Source organism: Candidatus Binataceae bacterium (genome assembly GCA_035508495.1).
Classification (GTDB): Bacteria; Desulfobacterota; Binatia; order Binatales; family Binataceae; genus JASHPB01.
The window spans coordinates 12,925-30,900 of sequence record DATJMX010000077.1 but is presented as its reverse complement, the minus strand read 5'-3'; the positions used below and the strand labels follow the sequence as shown (position 1 = coordinate 30,900).

Below are 17,976 nucleotides of genomic sequence, written 5' to 3'. Positions count from 1 at the left end.
ATCATCGGTTGAGATATGCGTGAACTGTGGGCTTCCAGCGCAATCTCCAATGGCCCAAAACACCCTCGGCGGTCGTCTGCAACCGCTCGTTCACCTTCACGTAGCCGCGGTCTGTAGTCTCCACGCCCGCCTTTTCGAGTCCGATGCCGCTCGTATTGGGCGTACGTCCTGCGGCTACCAGCAGGTGGGTGCCTTTCAGAGAAAGGTCGGCTCCGTTGCGCGAGCCGAGGAGTCTGATCCAATCGCCGGAGTTGCCCTCGACGCGGGATATTTTTGCATTCGTGACGACGGTGATGCCTTCATCCCGGCACAATTCTTCCACTGCCTGCGAGGCATCTTCGTCTTCGTTGTGCGCGAGGCGGCCATTGCGGTCGATCAGCGTGACCTCGGCACCGAAACGGCGGAAGGCCTGGGCAAGTTCGAGTCCGACATAACCAGCGCCCAGAACCAAGAGGTGTTTCGGGATGTGATCAAGTTCAAGTGCCTCGATGTGGCTCAGCGGCTTCGCCTCGGCCAATCCCGGAATTGGCTCAATCGTGGCGCGCGAGCCGGTATTGATGGCTACAATTTTACCCCGGAACGTGCGTGTCCCGCCGTCGTTCAAGGCAACTTCGATGGTTTTCGGGCCGATGAAGCATCCTGTGCCCATCACCAGTTCCGCGCCACTCTTGGTTAAGTAGTGGTCGCGAAAAACGTCGACAACGTGCGTCACCATCTTGCGCTTGCGCTCACGCACGGCTGCCATGTTGATGCGAACATTCTCTTTGCTGATGCCGAATTCGTTGCTGCGATAAAAGAACGAGGCAACCTTGGCGCTGTGGATGATGTTCTTGCTGGGCAGGCACGCGATGTTCGGGCACGAACCGGTCAACGTATTTGCGCTCGATCGCAATCACGCGTTGTCCCTTTTGTGCGAATGTCCCGGCAAGAATTTTGCCGCCAGTGCCGCTGCCCAGCACGAAGAGATCGCATTCTTCCATGGCTTTCTTCCCTTTGTGAGTTTTTCGCCTCTTCCGCAGATTTGACGATTCCGCGCGTTGGGGAGTGGGCGGGCGCGGCGCGGGCCGGCAACGAGCTAGGCGACGCGGGGGGGCTGGGTGTTGGTAAGCACCGGGCCCGCGGGCGCGTGCCGGCGACCTCAGAGCTTGAGCAAAATACAGGTCGGGACCTCAGTCGATGTTCCTCGTCGCGCAGCTTGTAGGCAAGGCGCTGAATGACGCGAAGCTAGTTGTTGAGTCCTTCGACGAAGCCCAAGGAGACCTTGCTCTCGGGGCGACAGTAAGCGGCAGCCAACTTTCGCTCCCCGCGCTCGGCAATTAGTGGAATTTCAATTTGAAGATTGTGCCGGCGACTGCACCGGCGCCGCGAGCATCTCGCAGGTCTTTTTTTCTATGAGCTCCGCCGCTAGCGCGTGACCTTCGCGATTCCAGTGGCCGCTGCCGAATGCCGTGTTGGCGAAGCCGTGAAGATAGACGTGATGCTCGTCGGCATATTTCTGGAACGGCTGGGCAAGGCTCAGCACTTGGAACCCGTGATCGCGAGCGAATGACGCGAGCTGCTCTTCGAAATAGAATTCGTCGGTAATGCCGAGTTGACGCATCCGGGCCGCGCGCACCGCCGGATCAGGATTCACCTGCATCGGGTTCTCGATGATCACCATCAGGAAGCGAGCATCATGCGCGCGTACTTCCTGGTTCATCGTGTCGAGCGCGTAGTAAGTCGCGTCGAGCGCATCTTTCAGTTGAGGTGATGTCGCGGGTTTGTCGAGCGGCGGCCCGGCCGGCTGCGACGCCGTGTCATCACTATTGCGATCGCCAAGTTGATGGAGCCCGCGTATCGCCTGCTCCATCAGTTGCACAACGCGCAGATGGTCGCGCAGGAAAGTTCCGAACGAATGCACCCGCGCGACAGCCTTCCTGTAGTGGCGCAGCTCGTGAAACGAGTAGTCGAGCGTCCAGGCGCCGTTCTTTTTCACGAAAAACGGCCGCTGAAGATTGGCTCCCAGCGGAGCGGAATTGTCGAAGACATCGTTGCCGACGAAGAACGCCAGCATCACCATGTCCGGCGAGTATTGCCAAACCCGCTCGCGCATCTGGAGCAGCTCCTGCGTCGTGCCGTATCCGGCGACGCCGAAGTTCAGCACCTCGACGCGCGATGCGTGAAGCGCATCGCAATGACTCAGTCCGTTCTGGATCAGCGAGCAGAAGTTCTGCTCGATCGGAACCTGCTTGGCCTCGGTGAAAGAATCGCCCAGCACCGCGATTCGAAACGTGCCCGGAGGTTTGCTCGTCGCAACGTCTTCATCGTGACGCCCGGCGGCGTTGACCTGGAAATACGCGCTCCCTTCGTCCTTGAACCATCCATGCGAATTCGGCCGCAGTACCCATCCGAGCTGGGCGTCTGGCAGGTAGAAGGTTGGATCGGAATAGCCGACGGCGCGGAGCGCAAGCTCGGCAATCGCCGCCGCAAAGAGAATCCCGACAAGAATCGTTATCAGGGCGTAAGTGACGGACCGGGCTCGGGGCATGCGCTATCCTTGGCGCTACCTTTTATACGCCGCCGATTTGGGGCGCGCGACCTAACTGGCGCGCGCACGATCCTTCTAATACCATCGTGGCGGCGGCCCCAGCGCCGCGCTTCATCGATTCGTGACTACTCGAAGGATTCTGGGCATATCGGCCTATTATCACGACAGCGCCGCAGCTCTTGTCGTTGATGGCGAAATCGCCGCGGCGGCGCAGGAAGAGCGCTTCACGCGCAAGAAATTCGACGCCCGCTTTCCGCATCTGGCGGCCGCCTACTGCCTCAAGACTGCGAACATCGGCGTCAAAGATCTCACCGACGTCGTTTTTTACGATAAGCCGCTGCTCAAGTTCGATCGCCTGCTCGAAACCTACCTCGGCTACGCTCCCAAGGGTCTGCGATCGTTCGCCACCGCGATGCCGGTGTGGCTCAAGGAAAAGCTCTATCTTAAATCGCTCCTGCGCAAGGAGCTCGCCGCGCTCGGCCAGTGCAGCAAATCGGCGCTGCCGCCGCTTCGCTTCACCGAGCATCACCAGGCGCACGCCGCGTCGGCATTTTTTCCAAGCCCGTTCGAGCGCGCCGCGGTAGTTTGCCTCGACGGCGTCGGCGAATGGGCGACAACTACAGTATGGCTCGGCGAGGGCAATCGCCTCACTCCGCAATGGGAGGTCGATTTTCCGCATTCGCTCGGCCTGCTCTACTCGGCGTTTACCTACTACACCGGCTTCAAGGTGAACTCGGGCGAGTACAAGGTGATGGGACTCGCGCCGTATGGCGAGCCCAAGTACGTCGATGTCATGCTGCGCGAGCTCATCGATCTCAAGCCCGACGGCACCTTTCGCCTCAACATGCGCTACTTCGATTACGCGACCGGCCTCACGATGACTAACAGTCACTTCGACGAGCTGTTCGGCGGTCCGCCGCGCAAGCCTGAGAGTCCGCTCGGCCAGCGCGAGATGGATCTCGCGGCGTCGATTCAGAAAGTGACCGAGGAGGCGGTGCTGCGGCTCACTCGCACTGTGCATCGCGAGCTGGGCACCGATTATCTCTGCATGGCGGGCGGCGTCGCGCTCAATTGCGTCGCCAACGGCCGCATCCTGCGCGAAGGGCCGTATCGCGACCTCTGGATTCAGCCCGCGGCGGGAGATGCGGGCGGTGCACTCGGCGCCGCGCTCGCGGGATGGTACCAGTATCTCGAGCAGCCGCGCTCGGTTCGCGAAGACGATGCGATGCATGGGTCGTATCTCGGTCCTGCGTATAATGACGACGAGATCCGCGCTTCGCTCGACGCGCTCGGCGCGGTTTACGAGCGCCTCGACGATGCGGACCTCGTTCCGCGCGTGGCCGATCTGCTGGCCGCCGAGAGTGTCGTCGGATGGTCGCAGGGGCGCATGGAATTTGGTCCGCGCGCGCTCGGCGCACGCTCGATTCTCGGCGATCCGCGCAGCACCAGGATGCAGTCCGTCATGAATCTCAAGATCAAGTATCGCGAATCGTTCCGCCCGTTCGCGCCGGTGGTGCTTGCCGAAGAAGTATCCAACTATTTCGATCTCGATCGCCCGAGCCCTTACATGATGCTGGTGGCTCCCGTGAAAGAGAGGCTCAGGATTCCGATGACGCCCGAGCAGGAGCAGCTCTTCGGCATCGAGCGGCTCAACGTTCCGCGCTCGACGATTCCCGCGGTGACGCATCTCGACTACTCCGCCCGCGTGCAGACCGTGCATCGCGAGACTAATCCGCGCTTCCATGAATTACTGACGCGCTTCCGCGACAGGACCGGATGCGCCGTGCTGGTGAACACGTCGTTCAACGTGCGCGGAGAGCCGATCGTATGTGCGCCGGAAGATTCCTATCGATGCTTCATGCGCACCGAGATGGATTATCTCGTCATCGAAAATTTCCTGCTCGACAAGCGCAAGCAGCCGCATCGCGAGCAGGACCCCGGATGGCAGAAGGACTTCCCGCTTGATTGACGAGCAGAAGACCGCGACCGACTCCGAGCTGCGATCGTTCGGCCTCCTGACCGGCGCGCTCTTCGTCGCGATTTTCGGATTGGCCTTCCCCGCCCTGCGGCATCATCGATTTCCGGCGTGGCCGTGGGTGATCGCGATCGCGCTCGCGATTCCTGCACTCGTCTATCCGCGCTCGCTCTACTACGTGCACTGGATCTGGACCCGCATCGGCATCGTGCTCGGCTGGATCAACAGCCGCATCATCTTGACGCTTCTTTTCTTTGTCGTGATTCTGCCGATGGGGCTGCTGATGCGAGCGTTCGGCCGCGATCCGATCAGCCGCAAATTCGAGCCTGACGCGGAAACTTATCGCGTGCCAAGCCGCAAGCGGGCTCGCGAGACCATGGAGATGCCGTTCTGATGTTGGATCTGCTGCGCGATCTTTGGCGCTTCATGAAGGCAGAGAAGAAGTTCTGGCTGGCTCCCGCGATCGCGGTCCTGCTGATCGTGGGTGTGCTGGTAATTCTCGCCCAGTTCTCAGCCGTCGCCCCATTCATCTACACTCTCTTCTGAACGGCCAGTGCACGAAGGGAGACGTATCATGAGTAAACCCGAATCGGTTGGACTCTCGGCGGCGCGGCTCGACACGCTGAATCAGTTCATCAAGGCGCGTTACATCGATAGCGGCAAGATCCCCGGCGCGCTGATCCTCATTGCGCGGCGCGGCGAGATCGCGCATCTCGCCACGATCGGCGCAGCCGACGTCGAGCGCAAGAAGCCGCTTCGCGAGGACACCGTCTTTCGCGTTTACTCGATGAGCAAGCCGATCACGAGCGTCGCCTTCATGATGCTCGTTGAGCAGGGCCTCGTCGCGCTCGACGATCCCGTTCATCGCTTCATTCCGGAATGGAAGAATCTCGGCGTTTATGCCGGCGGCTTCATGGAGACTTTCCGCACGAGCCGCCCCGAGCGCCCAATGCAGATCATCGATCTGCTGCGCCATACCTCCGGCCTCACCTACGGATTTCAGCAGGTGTCCAACGTCGATGCGGCCTATCGCAAGCTTCACGTCGGCGAGCGCCCGAGCGAGGCGACGCTCGACGATATGATCCGCCAGCTTTCAGACTTGCCGCTCGAATTTTCGCCCGGTACCGCGTGGAACTACTCGCTCTCGACCGACGTGCTCGGATATCTGGTCGGCAAAATTTCAGGCGACAGCTTCGACGACTTCGTGCGCCAGCGGATCTTCAAACCGCTCAAGATGGTCGACAGCGGTTTCCACGTCCGAGGCGGGAGCGAGTCGCGCCTCGCGGCCTGCTACACCGCGACGGCTTCGGGAGGCATGATGCTCACCGACGATGCGGCCGCGAGCGCGTACCTCAAGCCGCCACGCCTTTTCTCGGGCGGCGGCGGGATGGTCTCGACGGCGGCTGACTACCTGCGCTTCTGCCTGATGCTGCGCAACGGCGGCACGCTCGATGGCGCGCAGATCCTTTCTCCCAAGACGATCCAGTTGATGACGCGAAATCATCTCCCCGACGGCAAGGATCTGCCCGCGCTCTCTCGCTCGCTCTTCAGCGAGGTAACTTACAACGGCGTGGGCTTCGGCCTCGGCTTCGCAATCACGCTCGACACGGTCAAAACGATGCTGCCGGGAACTGCAGGCGACTACTTCTGGGGCGGCGCCGCATCGACGTATTTTTGGATCGATCCGGCCGAAGATCTGATCACGATATTCATGACGCAATTGCTGCCGTCGGCCGCCTACCCAATCCGCCGCGAACTCCGCACCCTCGTGTACTCGGCATTCACGGAATCGGAACAGCATCGGAAGAAATAACCACAAAGGCACCCAGACACAAAGTCAGAGGCTTTTCTAATCAAACCTTTCCGACTTAGTGTCTTCGTGCCTTCGTGGTAATAGTTCTTTTCCTATTTCTCCCAGCCCGGAGGCTTCTCAGCCCAGCCTTTTTCGTATGGCGCCGACATCCTGCCGATTGCGCGTAGATGCTGGAACTTCCACTCGCCGTTGAGCTTCACGTAATCCTCTTCGTAGCGCGCCGCTAACCACACCGCGCGGTTACCTTTGCGGAACGTGAACGGGCCCATGAAGTACCATGCGCCCTTGGCGCGATCGCCGCTCACTTCGATGATCGGATTCATCACGTTGTGCTGCGAAAAGCTGATGCGCTCCTGGAAGCCCTTGAACAACGCGCGGATCGCGTCATGGCCCTTGTGCGCGCCGATGCCGTCGCCCTCCCAGATGCCGTCGGGCGCGAACAGCTTCGTGATCTCGCTGGTGTTGTGATCGTCGTCGCACACCGCACAGTAGCGGGCCTTCAGTTTTTTGATCGCCTCGATATCCTCGAGCATCGTGATGCGCTCTTCGAGTGTCATCGTCGCTACCTCCGAGTATTTGCGGTTAGCAGGGCCTCACCTTGAGAAATGCCGGATGGCGAAAGGATTCGCCGGGCCTCAATTTCAGCGTGATATCGCCAAACCGCATCTCGGCGCCGTCGCCGGTCTGGCCGAGATTGCCGGGGCGCGGCACGAACACGGCATCGTCGCCAAAGAAGCGCAGCGACAGCGTTCGGCGGCGGCGTCCCTCGTGCGTCGGCGCGCCGCCATGCAGCATCCCGGGATGGAAGAGCAGAACGTCCCCCGGATTCACCGCCCATGACAGGATGTCAAACTTGTCGCGATCCGCCTCGATATTGGGCAGCCGCGGCAGCGTACCGTAGATCGGCGCCGTGTCGTCGCCGGGCTCGAAGCGCGAGCCGTCGTAGAGGGTACCGCGATGAGACCCGCGCACGAACTCGAGCGAATCCTCCTTTACGATCGGCTCGAACGAAATCCACATCACGGCGAGCTGCTCGCCTTCGATCGGCAGGTAAGAGGCGTCCTGGTGCCACGGGGTGCGGCGGCTCTCGCCGCCTTCTTTAAGAAATACCTGTTCGTAGAAAAACCATACATTTGGCGATCCCCAGAGCTGAGCCACGACGTCGGCAGCACTCGACTCCGCCAGCATCCGGCGATAGCCGGTCAGCACCTGGCCGTTGAGCAGGTCCTGGTAGAAACGGTCGGGCGCCTCTTTGGTGCCCTGGAACTGCGACGAATGCGGACTTGGATTAGCGAGACTCCAGTTGTACGCCTCTTCAGCCATCGCCAGCGAAGCCCGGTCGAGCGCCTGCTCAATACGGACGGCGCCGTCGATTTTGAATCGTTCACGCAGCTCAACCATCTGCGAATTATCCATCAGTCACTCCAGGAAAATGCAGTCTCTTACTCAATTCGTCTCGCACACAATTATCGCGCGGTCAAATTCGAGAAATAACCGCGCCAAAGCGGAATAACAGTGAAACTCAGTCGGTCATTTTTACATGATGTAGGCTCGGTCTACCGACCGGCCTTACTTATTGGGCAAATCTTCTGGCACGACCCCTGCTGAATATGCCCGCCGATGGAGGTTCGATTGTCATGAACAAAATCAAGCGTTTGGTCGCTATTTCAGCAATTACCCTGGCCGCCACCGCACTTACGATGGGATGCGCGAGCAAGGAAGTTAGTAATACGAAGGAAACGGCTTACGTGCCGACCGCGCCTGCCGAGCAGGTAGTGGTGAACCCGCCACCCAAGGTCATCGTCAATCCGCCGCCGCAGGTCGTGGTGAGCCCGCCACCGCCGGCGGAGACGACCAGCAGCTCGACCTCGGTCGAGAAGCGCAGCGATTCTTCGAGCAGCGAATATTCGCCTACCAGCCAGAGCTCGGAATCGACTTCGAGTTACCACAGCGAGTCCACCACGGTCAGCCCACAATAACGGCGGCTCAGTCGAAAACCTCTCCTCCTGACGACTGAGTGTTCGCGGGGCGAAGAGAAGAGCACCGCTCTTCGCCCCGCAACGCCACAATCGAGACCACACTCCGAGTGGAGTCACGCGAGCCATGGCAAGATACGAAACCCTGGGCAGAAGCACAGCTATCACAGTAGCCGCGCTCGTCGCTGCGATCGGCGCCTACCTCGCGATACCGGCGGGACCAATCGAGGCGCAGCAGCAGATGCCTCCCGCGGCACAGGATTCGCCCGTCGTGAGCAGCTATCAGTCACATTCGTCAGAAGCGGAACACGCGCATTCGAACACGGTTCATCAATATGGCTCCGACGCGACGGAGGCCAACGACGCGATGCTGATCACGGCGGTAAAGGTCGCACTTAAGGATGACGGCGTGACGAACGGGCACGCCGTGGTAGTGGACTGCGACCACAGCGTCGTGACGATTACCGGCGCGGTTGGATCCGCGGCCGATGCACACCACGCGGCCCAGGTCGCGTCGTCGGTCGATGGTGTCGCGCGCGTCAACAACAAGTTGACCTGGTAAGAACTATTCTCCGGTAAAAACCGGCGCGCGCTTCTCGCCGAAGGCGGCGATCGCCTCGCGCGCATCGCGCGTCCGCGCCATCGCGCCGATCGAGCGCAGCTCCTTGTCGACCTGGCTCTCGAGGCTTTCAGTCCATCCCGAATGCAGAAGCTCTTTGGCAGCGCCGTAAGCGCGCGTGGGTCCCTGCGCGAGCGTGGCCGCGAACGTGTGCGCCTCGTTCTGAAGATCGGCGTCAGCGACGACGCGGTTGGCGATTCCCCACTCGAGGGCTTCGCGCGATGACAGACTGCGATTGGTAAAAACCAGTTCCATCGCGCGCCCGATCCCAATTCGGCGCGGCAGGAAGTAAGTCGTGCCGCCGTCGGGCGAGAGTCCGATCTTCGAATAGGCCATCACGAACTTTGCCGACTCGCCCGCGATCACGATGTCGCAGGCGCATGCGAGTCCCATCCCGGCGCCTGCGGCGGCGCCGTTGACCGCCGCGATAACCGGAAACTCCGCGCGTGCGAGGCGCGACAGCACGGCATGGAAAACCGAGACGCGGCTTTTGAGGCCGTCGTTGGGCGTGTAGAAGCCCTTGAGATCGGCGCCCGCGCAGAAGAAGCGGCCCGCGCCGGTCACGACCATCGCGCGCACGTTCGCGCGATCGTCTTCGGAGCGGACTACGGCATCCATCATTTCGGCGGCGACGGTGGGGCCGAGCGCATTGGCCGATTCAGGACGGTTGAGGGTGAGATGCGCAACCTTATCACGCACCTCGTAGAGAATTGTCGAGTATTGCGGCATTTGCGGAAGGCTCCTGTCTGGATTTCCTTTGCGTTCACTGGTTGTCAAGATGACGCCCCAAACATCAGAACTCCGAAAAATCTCGGCGGCCAGGTTTTCTGTCCCTCTCCTTATCCCAGGAGAGGGTAAAGGAGAGGGAACCAAGCGTCAGAATTTTTCCGTGAAGGGCCGGATGTCGAGTTCGTGGCTCCAGACGCTGCGATCCTGATGCGCGAGGTACCAGAATGCGTCCGCGATCGCGGCGGGGTTCAGCAGATTCTCCGCCTTCGCCTCGGGCCGGAACTTTCTCAGCAGCGGCATGTCGATGCCGCCATCGACGTTGACGTACGCGACGTGAATGCCCTGCGGATGCAGATCGCGCGACATTACTTGCGCGAGGCCGCGCACGGCGAACTTCGCGGGCGCGAATCCTGCCGAGTTGGGCCACGGCTTGATTCCCGCCGTTGCACCCGTGATCAGGATTGTGCCGCTGCCGCGCGTAAGCATCGCCGGCACCACCTGCCGCGACCACAGGAACGCGCCAAACGTATGCAGGCGCCAGGTTTCTTCGAAAACCTGCGGCGTCGTTTCCATCAGGCGGCCCATCGGCCGCCGCCCACCGTTGTAGATCAGAATCTCGATTGGCCCGAGCTCATTTGTGATTCGCTCGTACGCGGCCGCGATGTCTTTTTCGCTGGTCGCGTCGTGGCGAATCGCGAGCGCGGTGCCACCTGCGGCTTTGATTTCGCCCTCGACTCTGTCGGTCACTTCCGCGCTGCGCGCGAGCAGCGCGGTCTTGTAGCCCTTGCCGAAGCGGCGGCCGAGCGCGGCGCCGAGACCTTCACCGACGCCGACCACAACTGCGACGCGATCACTAATTGACTCGCTCATACAAACACCTCGAGCGGAAAACGATTTACAGCTTATTGCGTGACCGCCTCGATTCGCGCCGGAACATGCTTGTGGAACGGCGTGCCCGCGATCCAGTCGCAGCGATCGGTGGAGGTCAGCTCGTTGGGCGGCACGCCGTGCAGGAACTCCTGGCCTTCGCGATCCGGATACCAGAGGCCGGAGCCGTTCGGCAGTCCAACGTGGCCGCGCTGCATGCGATCCGTTACTTCGATGACGGCTTCCACACTCGCACGGCGAGTGGTGATTCGAACCTTGCCTCCCGTTTTGACGCCGAGCGATTCGGCATCGGCCGGATTCATGCGCAGCGCGCCGTTGCGGTCCTTCGGCCGCCATTCAGGATCACGGATCGCGGTATTGGCGGTCGTCGAGCGGCGCTCACCCGCAGTCAACACAAACGGGAACTGATCGTCGTGCGGCGCCTGCTCGCCCTGCAACTCATTGAGTTCGCCGATCAGCTCCGGGATCGCGAGGTTGATGCGGCCGTCGCTCGTCGCGATGCGCTTGAAAGTCTCTTCATACGGATCGATCGAGAAGTGCACGCCCTCGCGGCGCGTGAACACCGCCTCGAAGAGCGCTTCGCCAACGGTGAACGGATCGCCGTCGAAGCCGGCGCGCCTCAGCGATTCGGGATAGGTGCGGGCGCAGGTATGCGCGAGGCCCCATATGATCGCCGCGGTTTCGTTGCCCGCGCCGAGCGTCGGGCCGAGCGCCTCGTAGAGCACTACAGGCACAATCGCGGCGAGATCGGGGCGCGTCGAGGTCACGCGCATGAATTCCATCGCAAATGCGGCGCGGCTGTTTTTTGCGGCCTCACGCAGCGCAGCCATGTCCTTGTCCTCATCCTTCAAAGCGCCGATCGCGTGGACCAAGCGCCGATGGATCTCCGGCTCTGCGAGCGGTCCTGCGAGCGGCTCGATGACGGGAGCGCGCAGGCAGAAGTAGTTGGCCGGGAATTCGAAATTGAAAAACGTCGCTTCCCATTTTTCGAACTGCGAGATCGCCGGCAGCACGTAATCGGCAAGGCGCGCCGTCTCGGTCATCGCCACGTCGATCGCGACGACGAAATCGAGCGCATCGATCGCCTCGCGCATCCGCGGACTGTCCGCCAGCGAGTGCGCCGGATTCGCGCTCTCCACCAGCATCGCGCGGAAGCGCTTCGGATGGTCCGTCAGTATTTCGTCGGGAATCGCATTGCACGGCACGAGGCCAGTGATGATGCGATGCCCTCCGACCGGCGTAGTGGCCGATCGCTTGCTGTGGCTGAAAAGCCGGCCGAAGCTCGTGTGCAGGTTCATCGCGCCCGGCTTGCCCATGTTGCCGGTCAGCACGAACATCAGCTTCTCGAGGTACGAGTTGAGCGTGCTGTGCAGGTTCTGCTCGATGCCGAGGTCTTCGATGATCGACATGCTCGCGGCGCGCGCGATCCGCCGCGCCACATCTCGAATCTGCGACTCTTCTAATCCGGCGCGCGACGCGTATTCGGCAACCGGCGCGGCCCGGAGCGCGTCGAACAGCGCGCCTTCGTTGGACGTGCGCTCGCGCAGGAACGCGTGATCGATCAGGTCCTCCTGCACGATAGCGCCGAGAATCGCCGCGAGGCAGAACGCGTCGGTCCCGGGACGCACCTGCAGATGGTAATCAGCAATTTCGGCAGTCTCGGTGCGGCGCGGATCGATCACGACGAGCGCGCGATTCGGATCGCTCGCGATCTCGCGCAGCACGACGCGGGCGCGCTGGAGCCCATGCGATTGCCACGGATTCTTGCCGACGAAAATCGCGACCTCGGCGCGCTCGAAATCCGGCGAGGTGTGGCCGCCATAGAGTTGGCCATCGACCCAGAACTCGCCCGTCTTCTCCTGCGCGAGTGCGTTGGACGAATAGACGGAGCCGAGCGCGCGCCGCGTGGCAGTGCTGTACGCGCCGCCAAGATGATTTCCTTGCCCACCGCCGCCGTAATAAAAAATCGACTCGCCACCGAAGTTGTCGCGAATCTCGACGAAGCGCGCCGCGACCTCACGAATTGCGGTGTCCCAGTCGATCTCCTCGAAGCCGCCGTCGGGCTTGCGCCGCAGTGGCTTCGTCAGGCGGTCGCGGCCATTCTGGTAGTAGTCGAGGCGCTGCGCCTTTTCGCATGCATAGCCTTCGGACGCGACGTGAGCGCGATTGCCGCGCACGCGCGCGATGTGGCGTCCCTCGACCTTGACCTCGATGCCGCAGTTAATCGTGCACAGGATGCATGCCGTCTGGCGCCATTCGTCGCTCATCTGCTTCTCCGGCGAACTGGGTGGGTGTTGACTGAGTTCTATTTTGGAACTTATTATCGAGTCAAGGGCCGAATCGAAAAATGCGCTGGAATGAGATCAACAAGATGACCTGCTCGGTCGCGCGCTCGCTGAGCGTCGTCGGCGATCGCTGGACGATGCTTATCCTGCGCGATGCGTTCCTCGGCGTGCGCCGCTTCGAGGATTTTCAAAGCGACCTCGGCATGACGCGGCATCGCCTGGCCGACCGCCTGCGCAAGCTCGTATCCGACGGGATAATGAAGCGCGTCGAGTATGCGCAGCGGCCGAAGCGTTTTGAGTATCGCCTCACCGCGAAGGGCGTGGATCTGTATCCGGTGGTAGTAGCGCTTCTCCGATGGGGCGATCGCTGGATGGCGGGTGCGGACGGCGCGCCGGTCGAGCTCGTGCATCGCAAGTGTGGCGAGCACATCCTGCCGGCGTTCACCTGTCCGCATTGCAACGAGGAACTGAACGCGCGCGAAATGACGGCGCGGCCCGGGCCGGGGTTGCGCAAGAAGAAAGCGCAAGCGCCCGGTCGAATGGGTAAGTAGTGAACGCGGGTTTGGAGTCTGTCTGTTATGATTCGTCAGTTTCAGTTTGAAGCGGAAGTATATGAATCTCTGAGTTGCGTGCCGATGCAGGCGCGGCGCAAGCTCGACGCGGTGGGAGTGAAGATTCATCTTGCGCAGTGGCAGCAGCTCACGATGGGCGAGAAGCTCATGATCTGCCACGCGCCGGCGGAGCTCGAAGACGAACGAGTGGCGCTGCGGCTCTTTATCGAAGAAGTTACGCTCGCGCGCAGTGGCTCGTGTCCCAAGGAATTGCCGGAAGAAGCGCGCGGGAGTGCGCGGCCGCCGCTATCGCCGCCCCATCACCTCGTCGCCAACGCACGTGAACTGGGCGTCGATCTTACGCAAGCGGCGTGGAACTCGCTCGACGATGACGAACGATACGCGCTCATCAAGCTCGGCGGCGAAGCCAAGGTCAGCCACAATCTGAAAGCCGCGCTCGGCGAATTCCTGGCGCTGCACGCGCCGTCGGCGAATCCCGCCACCTGAGTTTCTGTTGAAAGACTCGAACGATGGATTCCGTTGCGCTCACCCTGCCGCGGCGATTCGAGCTATACTCCGCTCAACTCGCCGCGCGGCTCGAGGCCGCATAAGGAGCGACAGTCATGGCGGAAAATGCCAAAGAAGCAGGATCGCGCCGCGTCACACCCACCAAGTTTGCGCATGCCGTGCTCCGCACGCGGCAGCTCAGAGAGATGGTCGATTGGTACAAGACCGTGCTCCAGGCCGAGACCGTTCACGAGAACAATTTCGTAAGCTTCATGACCTACGACGACGAGCATCACCGGATCGCGATCGCGTCGACGCCCAACGTTGTCGAGCGGCCCGCCGGCGCCGTCGGCCTCGATCATCTCGCCTACACCTACGCGAGCATCGGCGATCTCGTGTTCAGCTACGAGCGCCTGAAGGCGGCGGGAATCCTGCCGGTCGTCGCGGTCAATCACGGCCCCACGACTTCGCTCTACTATCGCGATCCCGACGGCAACAAGCTCGAGATGCAGGTCGATAACTTCGCGACCACCGAGGAGCTGAAGGGTTTCTTCAAAAGCGGCGCGTTCGCAAAGAATCCGATCGGCGTGAGCTTCGATCCCGACGAGTTGGCGCGCAAGTTCCACGCGGGCGTGCCCGACGCGGAGCTGAAGCACTACGACGCCGAGCGCGGATTCGATCGCGACATGATGCGCCAGCTCGGCCAATAGCGTCAGCCGATCAGCGTCCGGCCGCCATCGACGGTAAGCGTGATGCCGGTGGTGAAGCCGTTCTTCATCAGGAACAGAACGGCCTCCGCGATATCTTCGCCGCGTCCGATACGCTTCACCGGCAGGCGCTTGGCTTCAGCCTCCTTGATCATCGTCGCGCGTTCGCCGAGTGCCGAGTCGATTAGCGGCGTATCGATCAGCCCCGGCTGAATTGTGTTAACACGGATCGGCGAAAGCTCGACCGCCAGTGAGCGGCCGAAGGCCTCGATCGCACCGCACGATGCCGATCCCACCGAGCCGCCCGCGAGCGGCCGCCACGCCGAAGTTCCAGAAGTGAAGGTGATTGAGCCGTCGGACGGCATCTTTGCCGACGCATACCTGGCGGCGTAGAGCGAACCCCAGAACCGCGTATCCATCGAGGGATGCAGGGCGGAGACTTCGCTCTTCAGCCATGCGCCAAACGTCACCGTCGCGGCGGATACATAAAGATGATCGACGTGGCCGAGTTCCTCGAACAGCTTTCGCGTGCCGGCCTCATCGTTCGAGTCCAGCGAGACTGCGCGCACGCCGTGACCGATCTCGGCTTCGGCGGCTTTCAGCTTGTCGAGCGATCGTCCGGTGATAACGACACGCGCACCCTCGTTAGCCGCGGCTTTCGCCGTCGCGAGGCCGATTCCCGAGCTGCCGCCGATCACCACGACTGTTTTGTTGGCGAGTGTCATGACACCTCTGTCGCTGCGCGACATCGAAAACGCGAGCGTCCAGTCATCCTTATCACTATGAACTCAGCGGCGCTTGCGCGATGATTGTGATGCGATCGAAGCGAATCGGAAGGAGCCAATCCACATGCAGATGGGAATGATCGGTCTTGGCCGAATGGGAGCAAACATGGTCCGACGCCTGATGCGCGGCGGACATCAGTGCGTCGTCTTCGACGTCAGCGCCAACGCGGTGAAGGAGCTGGTTTCCGAGGGCGCGATCGGCGCCACCACGCTCGATGACTTCGCCGCCAAGCTCACCAAGCCGCGGGTCTCGTGGATGATGGTCCCGGCGGCGGTGGTCGAGAAAACGCTGGCCGACCTTTCGGGCCGCTTCGAAAAGGGCGACATCATCGTGGACGGTGGCAACTCGTATTACATCGACGATATCCGGCGCGCGAAGATGCTCTCGCAGAAGGGGATTCACTACGTCGACTCGGGAACCTCGGGCGGCGTTTGGGGTCTCGAGCGCGGCTTCTGCCAGATGATCGGCGGCGAAAAGGAAGTTGTGCAGCATCTCGATCCGCTGTTCGCGACTCTCGCTCCGCCAGTCGATTCCGCGCCGCGCACTCCGGGCTGGGAGAAGATCAAAGGCAGCACGGCAGAGCACGGCTATCTTCATTGCGGGGCGAACGGCGGCGGCCATTTCGTGAAGATGGTCCACAACGGCATCGAGTACGGCCTGATGGCGGCGTACGCCGAGGGCATGAACATCCTGGCGCACGCCAACGCCGGCAAGAAGCAGCAGGTGGTCGATGCGGAAACGACGCCGCTGCGCGATCCCGAGCACTATCAGTACGATTTCAATCTCGGCGAGATCGCCGAGGTATGGCGGCGCGGCAGCGTGATCGCATCGTGGCTGCTCGATCTTACTTCGAGCGCGCTGGCGGAGGATCCGGAGCTCAACAAGTTCGCGGGCCGCGTATCGGATTCCGGCGAAGGCCGATGGACGGTAGACGCTGCGATCGACGAAGGCGTGCCAGCCCATGTACTCAGCTCAGCGCTCTACTCGCGCTTCAGCTCGCGCGGCGCAGCCGACTACGCCGACAAGCTGCTATCAGCAATGCGCTACGAATTCGGCGGCCACCTCGAGAAGAAGAAGTAAACGACTTTACGATCGAAGTAGCGCGCGCCACGCGATCGTCGCGGCGCGCGCTTTTCTTTTTCGATTCATTCGATCTCCTCGCGCAGTCGTTCGAACCAGATGAGCTTGTCTTTAAAGCCGGGGAAGCTGGCGTTGAGGCCGCTGGGATTTGGCAGCACGAAGACGCGCGCGTTCGCGATCTGCTCGGGCTTCGCGCCCGCGCCGGGGCTCGCGGTCTTGCCGAAGTAGTGCTGGTAGATGCTGAGGCCCACGAACGCGACGATTCGCGGCTTCGCGCGCTTGATCACGCGCGTCAGGCGCACTTTGCCGCGATCCATTTCCTCGCGCGTCAGCTCCGCCGCCGAGCGCGTCGCGCGCTGGCACAGATTCGTGAGTGCGAGACCGAATTCGGCGAGCCGATCATCCTGATGCGCCGTCAGTTCGACGGGCACGAGCTTCGACGCGAACATTAATTTCCAGAACGGATTTCCCGGGCTCGCGAAATGATGTCCCTCCTCGGCCGATCTGATCGACGGATTGATACCAACGAACAAAACCGCCGGCTCGGGTACCATGATGTCACGCAGCAGTCGCATCGAGCATCTGATTATCGTGGCGCAGCGCGCCGCACAATTCCGATGCGCGATCGCAGTCGCCTCGTATTTCGTGATGCGCTACAAAGCGATCAGAATCGAAGGAGCATGTATGGCCAGCGCGATTCATCAGCCGACTTCTGAGCGACTTCCCTACGTCGAGGGCGAGCTCAACTTCATCGATCCTGCCGGTCCCAAGCCGGCCAACTACATGTATCAGCCGCCCGAAGGCGTGCCGCTCAGCACCGGCAGTTACCTGAAATTCACGGTGCCGATATACGACGTGCGGCCGATGCTTAGCGAACTGTCGCTCGATCGCGAAGGCTTCGAGATCGTCGGCCAGGAATCGAAGGTCGCGTGCTTCTATGACGAGGACGAAGTAAAGCGGGTCTATTATCCCGAGGTCGAGCGGCTGGTTCGCGAGCATACCGGCGCCGTCAAGGTCCACGTCTTCGATCACAACGTGCGATGCCGTCCGATGGCGAAAGCGCGGGAGAACGGCGCGCGCGAGCCGGTGAAGTTCGCGCACAACGACTACACGCTGAAGTCCGGACCGCAGCGCGTGCGCGATCTGCTGCCCAACGAAGCCGAGGCGCTGCTCAAGAATCGCTTCGCCGTCATCAACGTATGGCGCCCGATTAGCGGGCCGGTCGAGGAATCGCCGCTCGCGGTATGCGACGGACGCAGCATGTCAGCGGACGATTTCGTGCTTCAGGATCTGCTTTATCGCGATCGCACCGGCGAGGTTTACGCCGTCGCGCACAATCCGAAGCAGCGATGGTGTTACTTCCCGCATCAGCGCAAGGAAGAGGTGCTGCTCCTGAAGTGCTACGACTCCGACGCGAACCGACTGCGCTTCACCGCGCACTCGGCGTTCGAGGATCCGACGAGTCCGCGCGACGCGGCGCCACGCGAGAGTATCGAAGTGCGGACCCTGGTGTTCTTTGCCCCGGAGCGCTGA

Annotated in this window: 21 protein-coding genes; 12 read left to right on the top strand and 9 right to left on the bottom strand. The window is 61.7% G+C overall.

Features of this window, described 5'->3' with window-relative positions; all coding sequences use genetic code 11:
• Position 1: 1 nt before the first annotated feature.
• Positions 2-871 (bottom strand): FAD-dependent oxidoreductase, encoded by an 870-nt coding sequence (locus tag VMA09_22330; GenBank protein HUA36362.1) that lies wholly within the window; start codon positions 869-871, stop codon positions 2-4.
• Between VMA09_22330 and VMA09_22325 the strand changes: the two genes are divergently transcribed.
• Entirely contained in the window at positions 849-1,025 is a 177-nt protein-coding gene (locus VMA09_22325) for a hypothetical protein (protein ID HUA36361.1), read from the top strand. The genes VMA09_22330 and VMA09_22325 overlap by 23 nt on opposite strands.
• Before the next feature lie 302 nt (positions 1,026-1,327).
• Here VMA09_22325 and VMA09_22320 read toward each other — a convergent pair whose 3' ends face one another.
• On the bottom strand, positions 1,328-2,527 hold the full coding sequence (locus VMA09_22320) for an SGNH/GDSL hydrolase family protein (GenBank protein HUA36360.1): 1,200 nt from the start codon (positions 2,525-2,527) through the stop codon (positions 1,328-1,330).
• A 121-nt stretch (positions 2,528-2,648) separates the two neighbouring features.
• On the opposite strand from VMA09_22320, the gene VMA09_22315 reads away from it, so the two are divergent.
• The 4 genes from VMA09_22315 to VMA09_22300 are packed head-to-tail and all read left to right on the top strand — an operon-like array spanning position 2,649 to position 6,315.
• The gene (locus VMA09_22315; GenBank protein ID HUA36359.1) at positions 2,649-4,496 is read left to right on the top strand and encodes a carbamoyltransferase; all 1,848 of its coding nucleotides are present in this window, start codon (positions 2,649-2,651) and stop codon (positions 4,494-4,496) included.
• Positions 4,489-4,896, top strand: a complete 408-nt coding sequence (locus tag VMA09_22310; GenBank protein HUA36358.1) for an SxtJ family membrane protein — start codon at positions 4,489-4,491, stop codon at positions 4,894-4,896. Before VMA09_22315 ends, VMA09_22310 begins: the two co-directional genes overlap by 8 nt.
• Complete coding sequence (locus VMA09_22305; protein ID HUA36357.1) at positions 4,896-5,048, top strand: DUF5989 family protein; 153 nt, start codon at positions 4,896-4,898, stop codon at positions 5,046-5,048. Before VMA09_22310 ends, VMA09_22305 begins: the two co-directional genes overlap by 1 nt.
• Positions 5,049-5,076: 28 nt before the next feature.
• A complete protein-coding gene (locus VMA09_22300) occupies positions 5,077-6,315 on the top strand; it encodes a serine hydrolase domain-containing protein (GenBank protein ID HUA36356.1) in 1,239 nt (412 codons plus the stop codon).
• Positions 6,316-6,407: 92 nt separating this feature from the next.
• On the opposite strand, the gene VMA09_22295 is transcribed toward VMA09_22300, so the two are convergent.
• Positions 6,408-6,872 (bottom strand): nuclear transport factor 2 family protein, encoded by a 465-nt coding sequence (locus VMA09_22295; GenBank protein ID HUA36355.1) that lies wholly within the window; start codon positions 6,870-6,872, stop codon positions 6,408-6,410.
• 25 nt (positions 6,873-6,897) lie between these two features.
• Positions 6,898-7,731: a phytanoyl-CoA dioxygenase family protein gene (locus tag VMA09_22290; protein HUA36354.1), complete on the bottom strand. Its 834-nt coding sequence runs from the start codon at positions 7,729-7,731 to the stop codon at positions 6,898-6,900.
• A gap of 221 nt (positions 7,732-7,952) precedes the next feature.
• On the opposite strand from VMA09_22290, the gene VMA09_22285 reads away from it, so the two are divergent.
• Positions 7,953-8,294: a hypothetical protein gene (locus VMA09_22285; GenBank protein ID HUA36353.1), complete on the top strand. Its 342-nt coding sequence runs from the start codon at positions 7,953-7,955 to the stop codon at positions 8,292-8,294.
• A 124-nt stretch (positions 8,295-8,418) separates the two neighbouring features.
• Positions 8,419-8,853 (top strand): BON domain-containing protein, encoded by a 435-nt coding sequence (locus VMA09_22280; GenBank protein ID HUA36352.1) that lies wholly within the window; start codon positions 8,419-8,421, stop codon positions 8,851-8,853.
• Positions 8,854-8,856: 3 nt separating this feature from the next.
• Here the strand turns inward: VMA09_22280 and VMA09_22275 are convergent, their stop codons facing one another.
• The 3 genes from VMA09_22275 to VMA09_22265 form a co-directional block, all read right to left on the bottom strand.
• A complete protein-coding gene (locus VMA09_22275; GenBank protein HUA36351.1) occupies positions 8,857-9,639 on the bottom strand; it encodes an enoyl-CoA hydratase-related protein in 783 nt (260 codons plus the stop codon).
• Between the two features lie 147 nt (positions 9,640-9,786).
• Complete coding sequence (locus tag VMA09_22270; GenBank protein ID HUA36350.1) at positions 9,787-10,509, bottom strand: SDR family NAD(P)-dependent oxidoreductase; 723 nt, start codon at positions 10,507-10,509, stop codon at positions 9,787-9,789.
• A 32-nt stretch (positions 10,510-10,541) separates the two neighbouring features.
• Positions 10,542-12,794: a molybdopterin-dependent oxidoreductase gene (locus VMA09_22265; GenBank protein HUA36349.1), complete on the bottom strand. Its 2,253-nt coding sequence runs from the start codon at positions 12,792-12,794 to the stop codon at positions 10,542-10,544.
• A gap of 80 nt (positions 12,795-12,874) precedes the next feature.
• On the opposite strand from VMA09_22265, the gene VMA09_22260 reads away from it, so the two are divergent.
• The 3 genes from VMA09_22260 (at position 12,875) to VMA09_22250 (ending at position 14,580) form a co-directional block, all read left to right on the top strand.
• Positions 12,875-13,363 carry a helix-turn-helix domain-containing protein gene (locus VMA09_22260; GenBank protein HUA36348.1) on the top strand — a complete coding sequence of 163 codons (489 nt, stop codon included), beginning with the start codon at positions 12,875-12,877 and terminating at the stop codon, positions 13,361-13,363.
• Positions 13,364-13,390: 27 nt separating this feature from the next.
• Positions 13,391-13,870, top strand: coding sequence for a nitrate reductase associated protein (locus VMA09_22255; GenBank protein HUA36347.1), 480 nt, complete (start codon positions 13,391-13,393; stop codon positions 13,868-13,870).
• Between the two features lie 116 nt (positions 13,871-13,986).
• Positions 13,987-14,580 (top strand): VOC family protein, encoded by a 594-nt coding sequence (locus tag VMA09_22250; GenBank protein HUA36346.1) that lies wholly within the window; start codon positions 13,987-13,989, stop codon positions 14,578-14,580.
• 2 nt (positions 14,581-14,582) lie between these two features.
• On the opposite strand, the gene VMA09_22245 is transcribed toward VMA09_22250, so the two are convergent.
• Positions 14,583-15,302, bottom strand: a complete 720-nt coding sequence (locus tag VMA09_22245) for an SDR family oxidoreductase (protein ID HUA36345.1) — start codon at positions 15,300-15,302, stop codon at positions 14,583-14,585.
• 124 nt (positions 15,303-15,426) lie between these two features.
• Here VMA09_22245 and gnd point away from each other — a divergent pair, with 124 nt between their 5' ends.
• Positions 15,427-16,443 carry a decarboxylating 6-phosphogluconate dehydrogenase gene (gene gnd, locus VMA09_22240; protein HUA36344.1) on the top strand — a complete coding sequence of 339 codons (1,017 nt, stop codon included), beginning with the start codon at positions 15,427-15,429 and terminating at the stop codon, positions 16,441-16,443.
• Positions 16,444-16,508: 65 nt separating this feature from the next.
• Here the strand turns inward: gnd and VMA09_22235 are convergent, their stop codons facing one another.
• Positions 16,509-17,018 carry a mismatch-specific DNA-glycosylase gene (locus VMA09_22235; GenBank protein ID HUA36343.1) on the bottom strand — a complete coding sequence of 170 codons (510 nt, stop codon included), beginning with the start codon at positions 17,016-17,018 and terminating at the stop codon, positions 16,509-16,511.
• Between VMA09_22235 and VMA09_22230 the strand changes: the two genes are divergently transcribed.
• Positions 16,999-17,976 (top strand): CmcJ/NvfI family oxidoreductase, encoded by a 978-nt coding sequence (locus VMA09_22230; GenBank protein HUA36342.1) that lies wholly within the window; start codon positions 16,999-17,001, stop codon positions 17,974-17,976. The genes VMA09_22235 and VMA09_22230 overlap by 20 nt on opposite strands.

Coding starts and splice junctions, on each gene's coding strand:
- VMA09_22320 (HUA36360.1), bottom strand. CDS start 2,527: ATGCCCCGAGCCCGGTCCGTCACTTACGCCCTGATAACGATTCTTGTC.
- VMA09_22280 (HUA36352.1), top strand. CDS start 8,419: ATGGCAAGATACGAAACCCTGGGCAGAAGCACAGCTATCACAGTAGCC.
- VMA09_22290 (HUA36354.1), bottom strand. CDS start 7,731: ATGGATAATTCGCAGATGGTTGAGCTGCGTGAACGATTCAAAATCGAC.
- VMA09_22260 (HUA36348.1), top strand. CDS start 12,875: ATGCGCTGGAATGAGATCAACAAGATGACCTGCTCGGTCGCGCGCTCG.
- VMA09_22255 (HUA36347.1), top strand. CDS start 13,391: ATGATTCGTCAGTTTCAGTTTGAAGCGGAAGTATATGAATCTCTGAGT.
- VMA09_22235 (HUA36343.1), bottom strand. CDS start 17,018: ATGCGACTGCTGCGTGACATCATGGTACCCGAGCCGGCGGTTTTGTTC.
- VMA09_22270 (HUA36350.1), bottom strand. CDS start 10,509: ATGAGCGAGTCAATTAGTGATCGCGTCGCAGTTGTGGTCGGCGTCGGT.
- VMA09_22295 (HUA36355.1), bottom strand. CDS start 6,872: ATGACACTCGAAGAGCGCATCACGATGCTCGAGGATATCGAGGCGATC.
- gnd (HUA36344.1), top strand. CDS start 15,427: ATGCAGATGGGAATGATCGGTCTTGGCCGAATGGGAGCAAACATGGTC.
- VMA09_22285 (HUA36353.1), top strand. CDS start 7,953: ATGAACAAAATCAAGCGTTTGGTCGCTATTTCAGCAATTACCCTGGCC.
- VMA09_22245 (HUA36345.1), bottom strand. CDS start 15,302: ATGACACTCGCCAACAAAACAGTCGTGGTGATCGGCGGCAGCTCGGGA.
- VMA09_22230 (HUA36342.1), top strand. CDS start 16,999: ATGTCACGCAGCAGTCGCATCGAGCATCTGATTATCGTGGCGCAGCGC.
- VMA09_22250 (HUA36346.1), top strand. CDS start 13,987: ATGGCGGAAAATGCCAAAGAAGCAGGATCGCGCCGCGTCACACCCACC.
- VMA09_22265 (HUA36349.1), bottom strand. CDS start 12,794: ATGAGCGACGAATGGCGCCAGACGGCATGCATCCTGTGCACGATTAAC.
- VMA09_22325 (HUA36361.1), top strand. CDS start 849: ATGTTCGGGCACGAACCGGTCAACGTATTTGCGCTCGATCGCAATCAC.
- VMA09_22300 (HUA36356.1), top strand. CDS start 5,077: ATGAGTAAACCCGAATCGGTTGGACTCTCGGCGGCGCGGCTCGACACG.
- VMA09_22275 (HUA36351.1), bottom strand. CDS start 9,639: ATGCCGCAATACTCGACAATTCTCTACGAGGTGCGTGATAAGGTTGCG.
- VMA09_22305 (HUA36357.1), top strand. CDS start 4,896: ATGTTGGATCTGCTGCGCGATCTTTGGCGCTTCATGAAGGCAGAGAAG.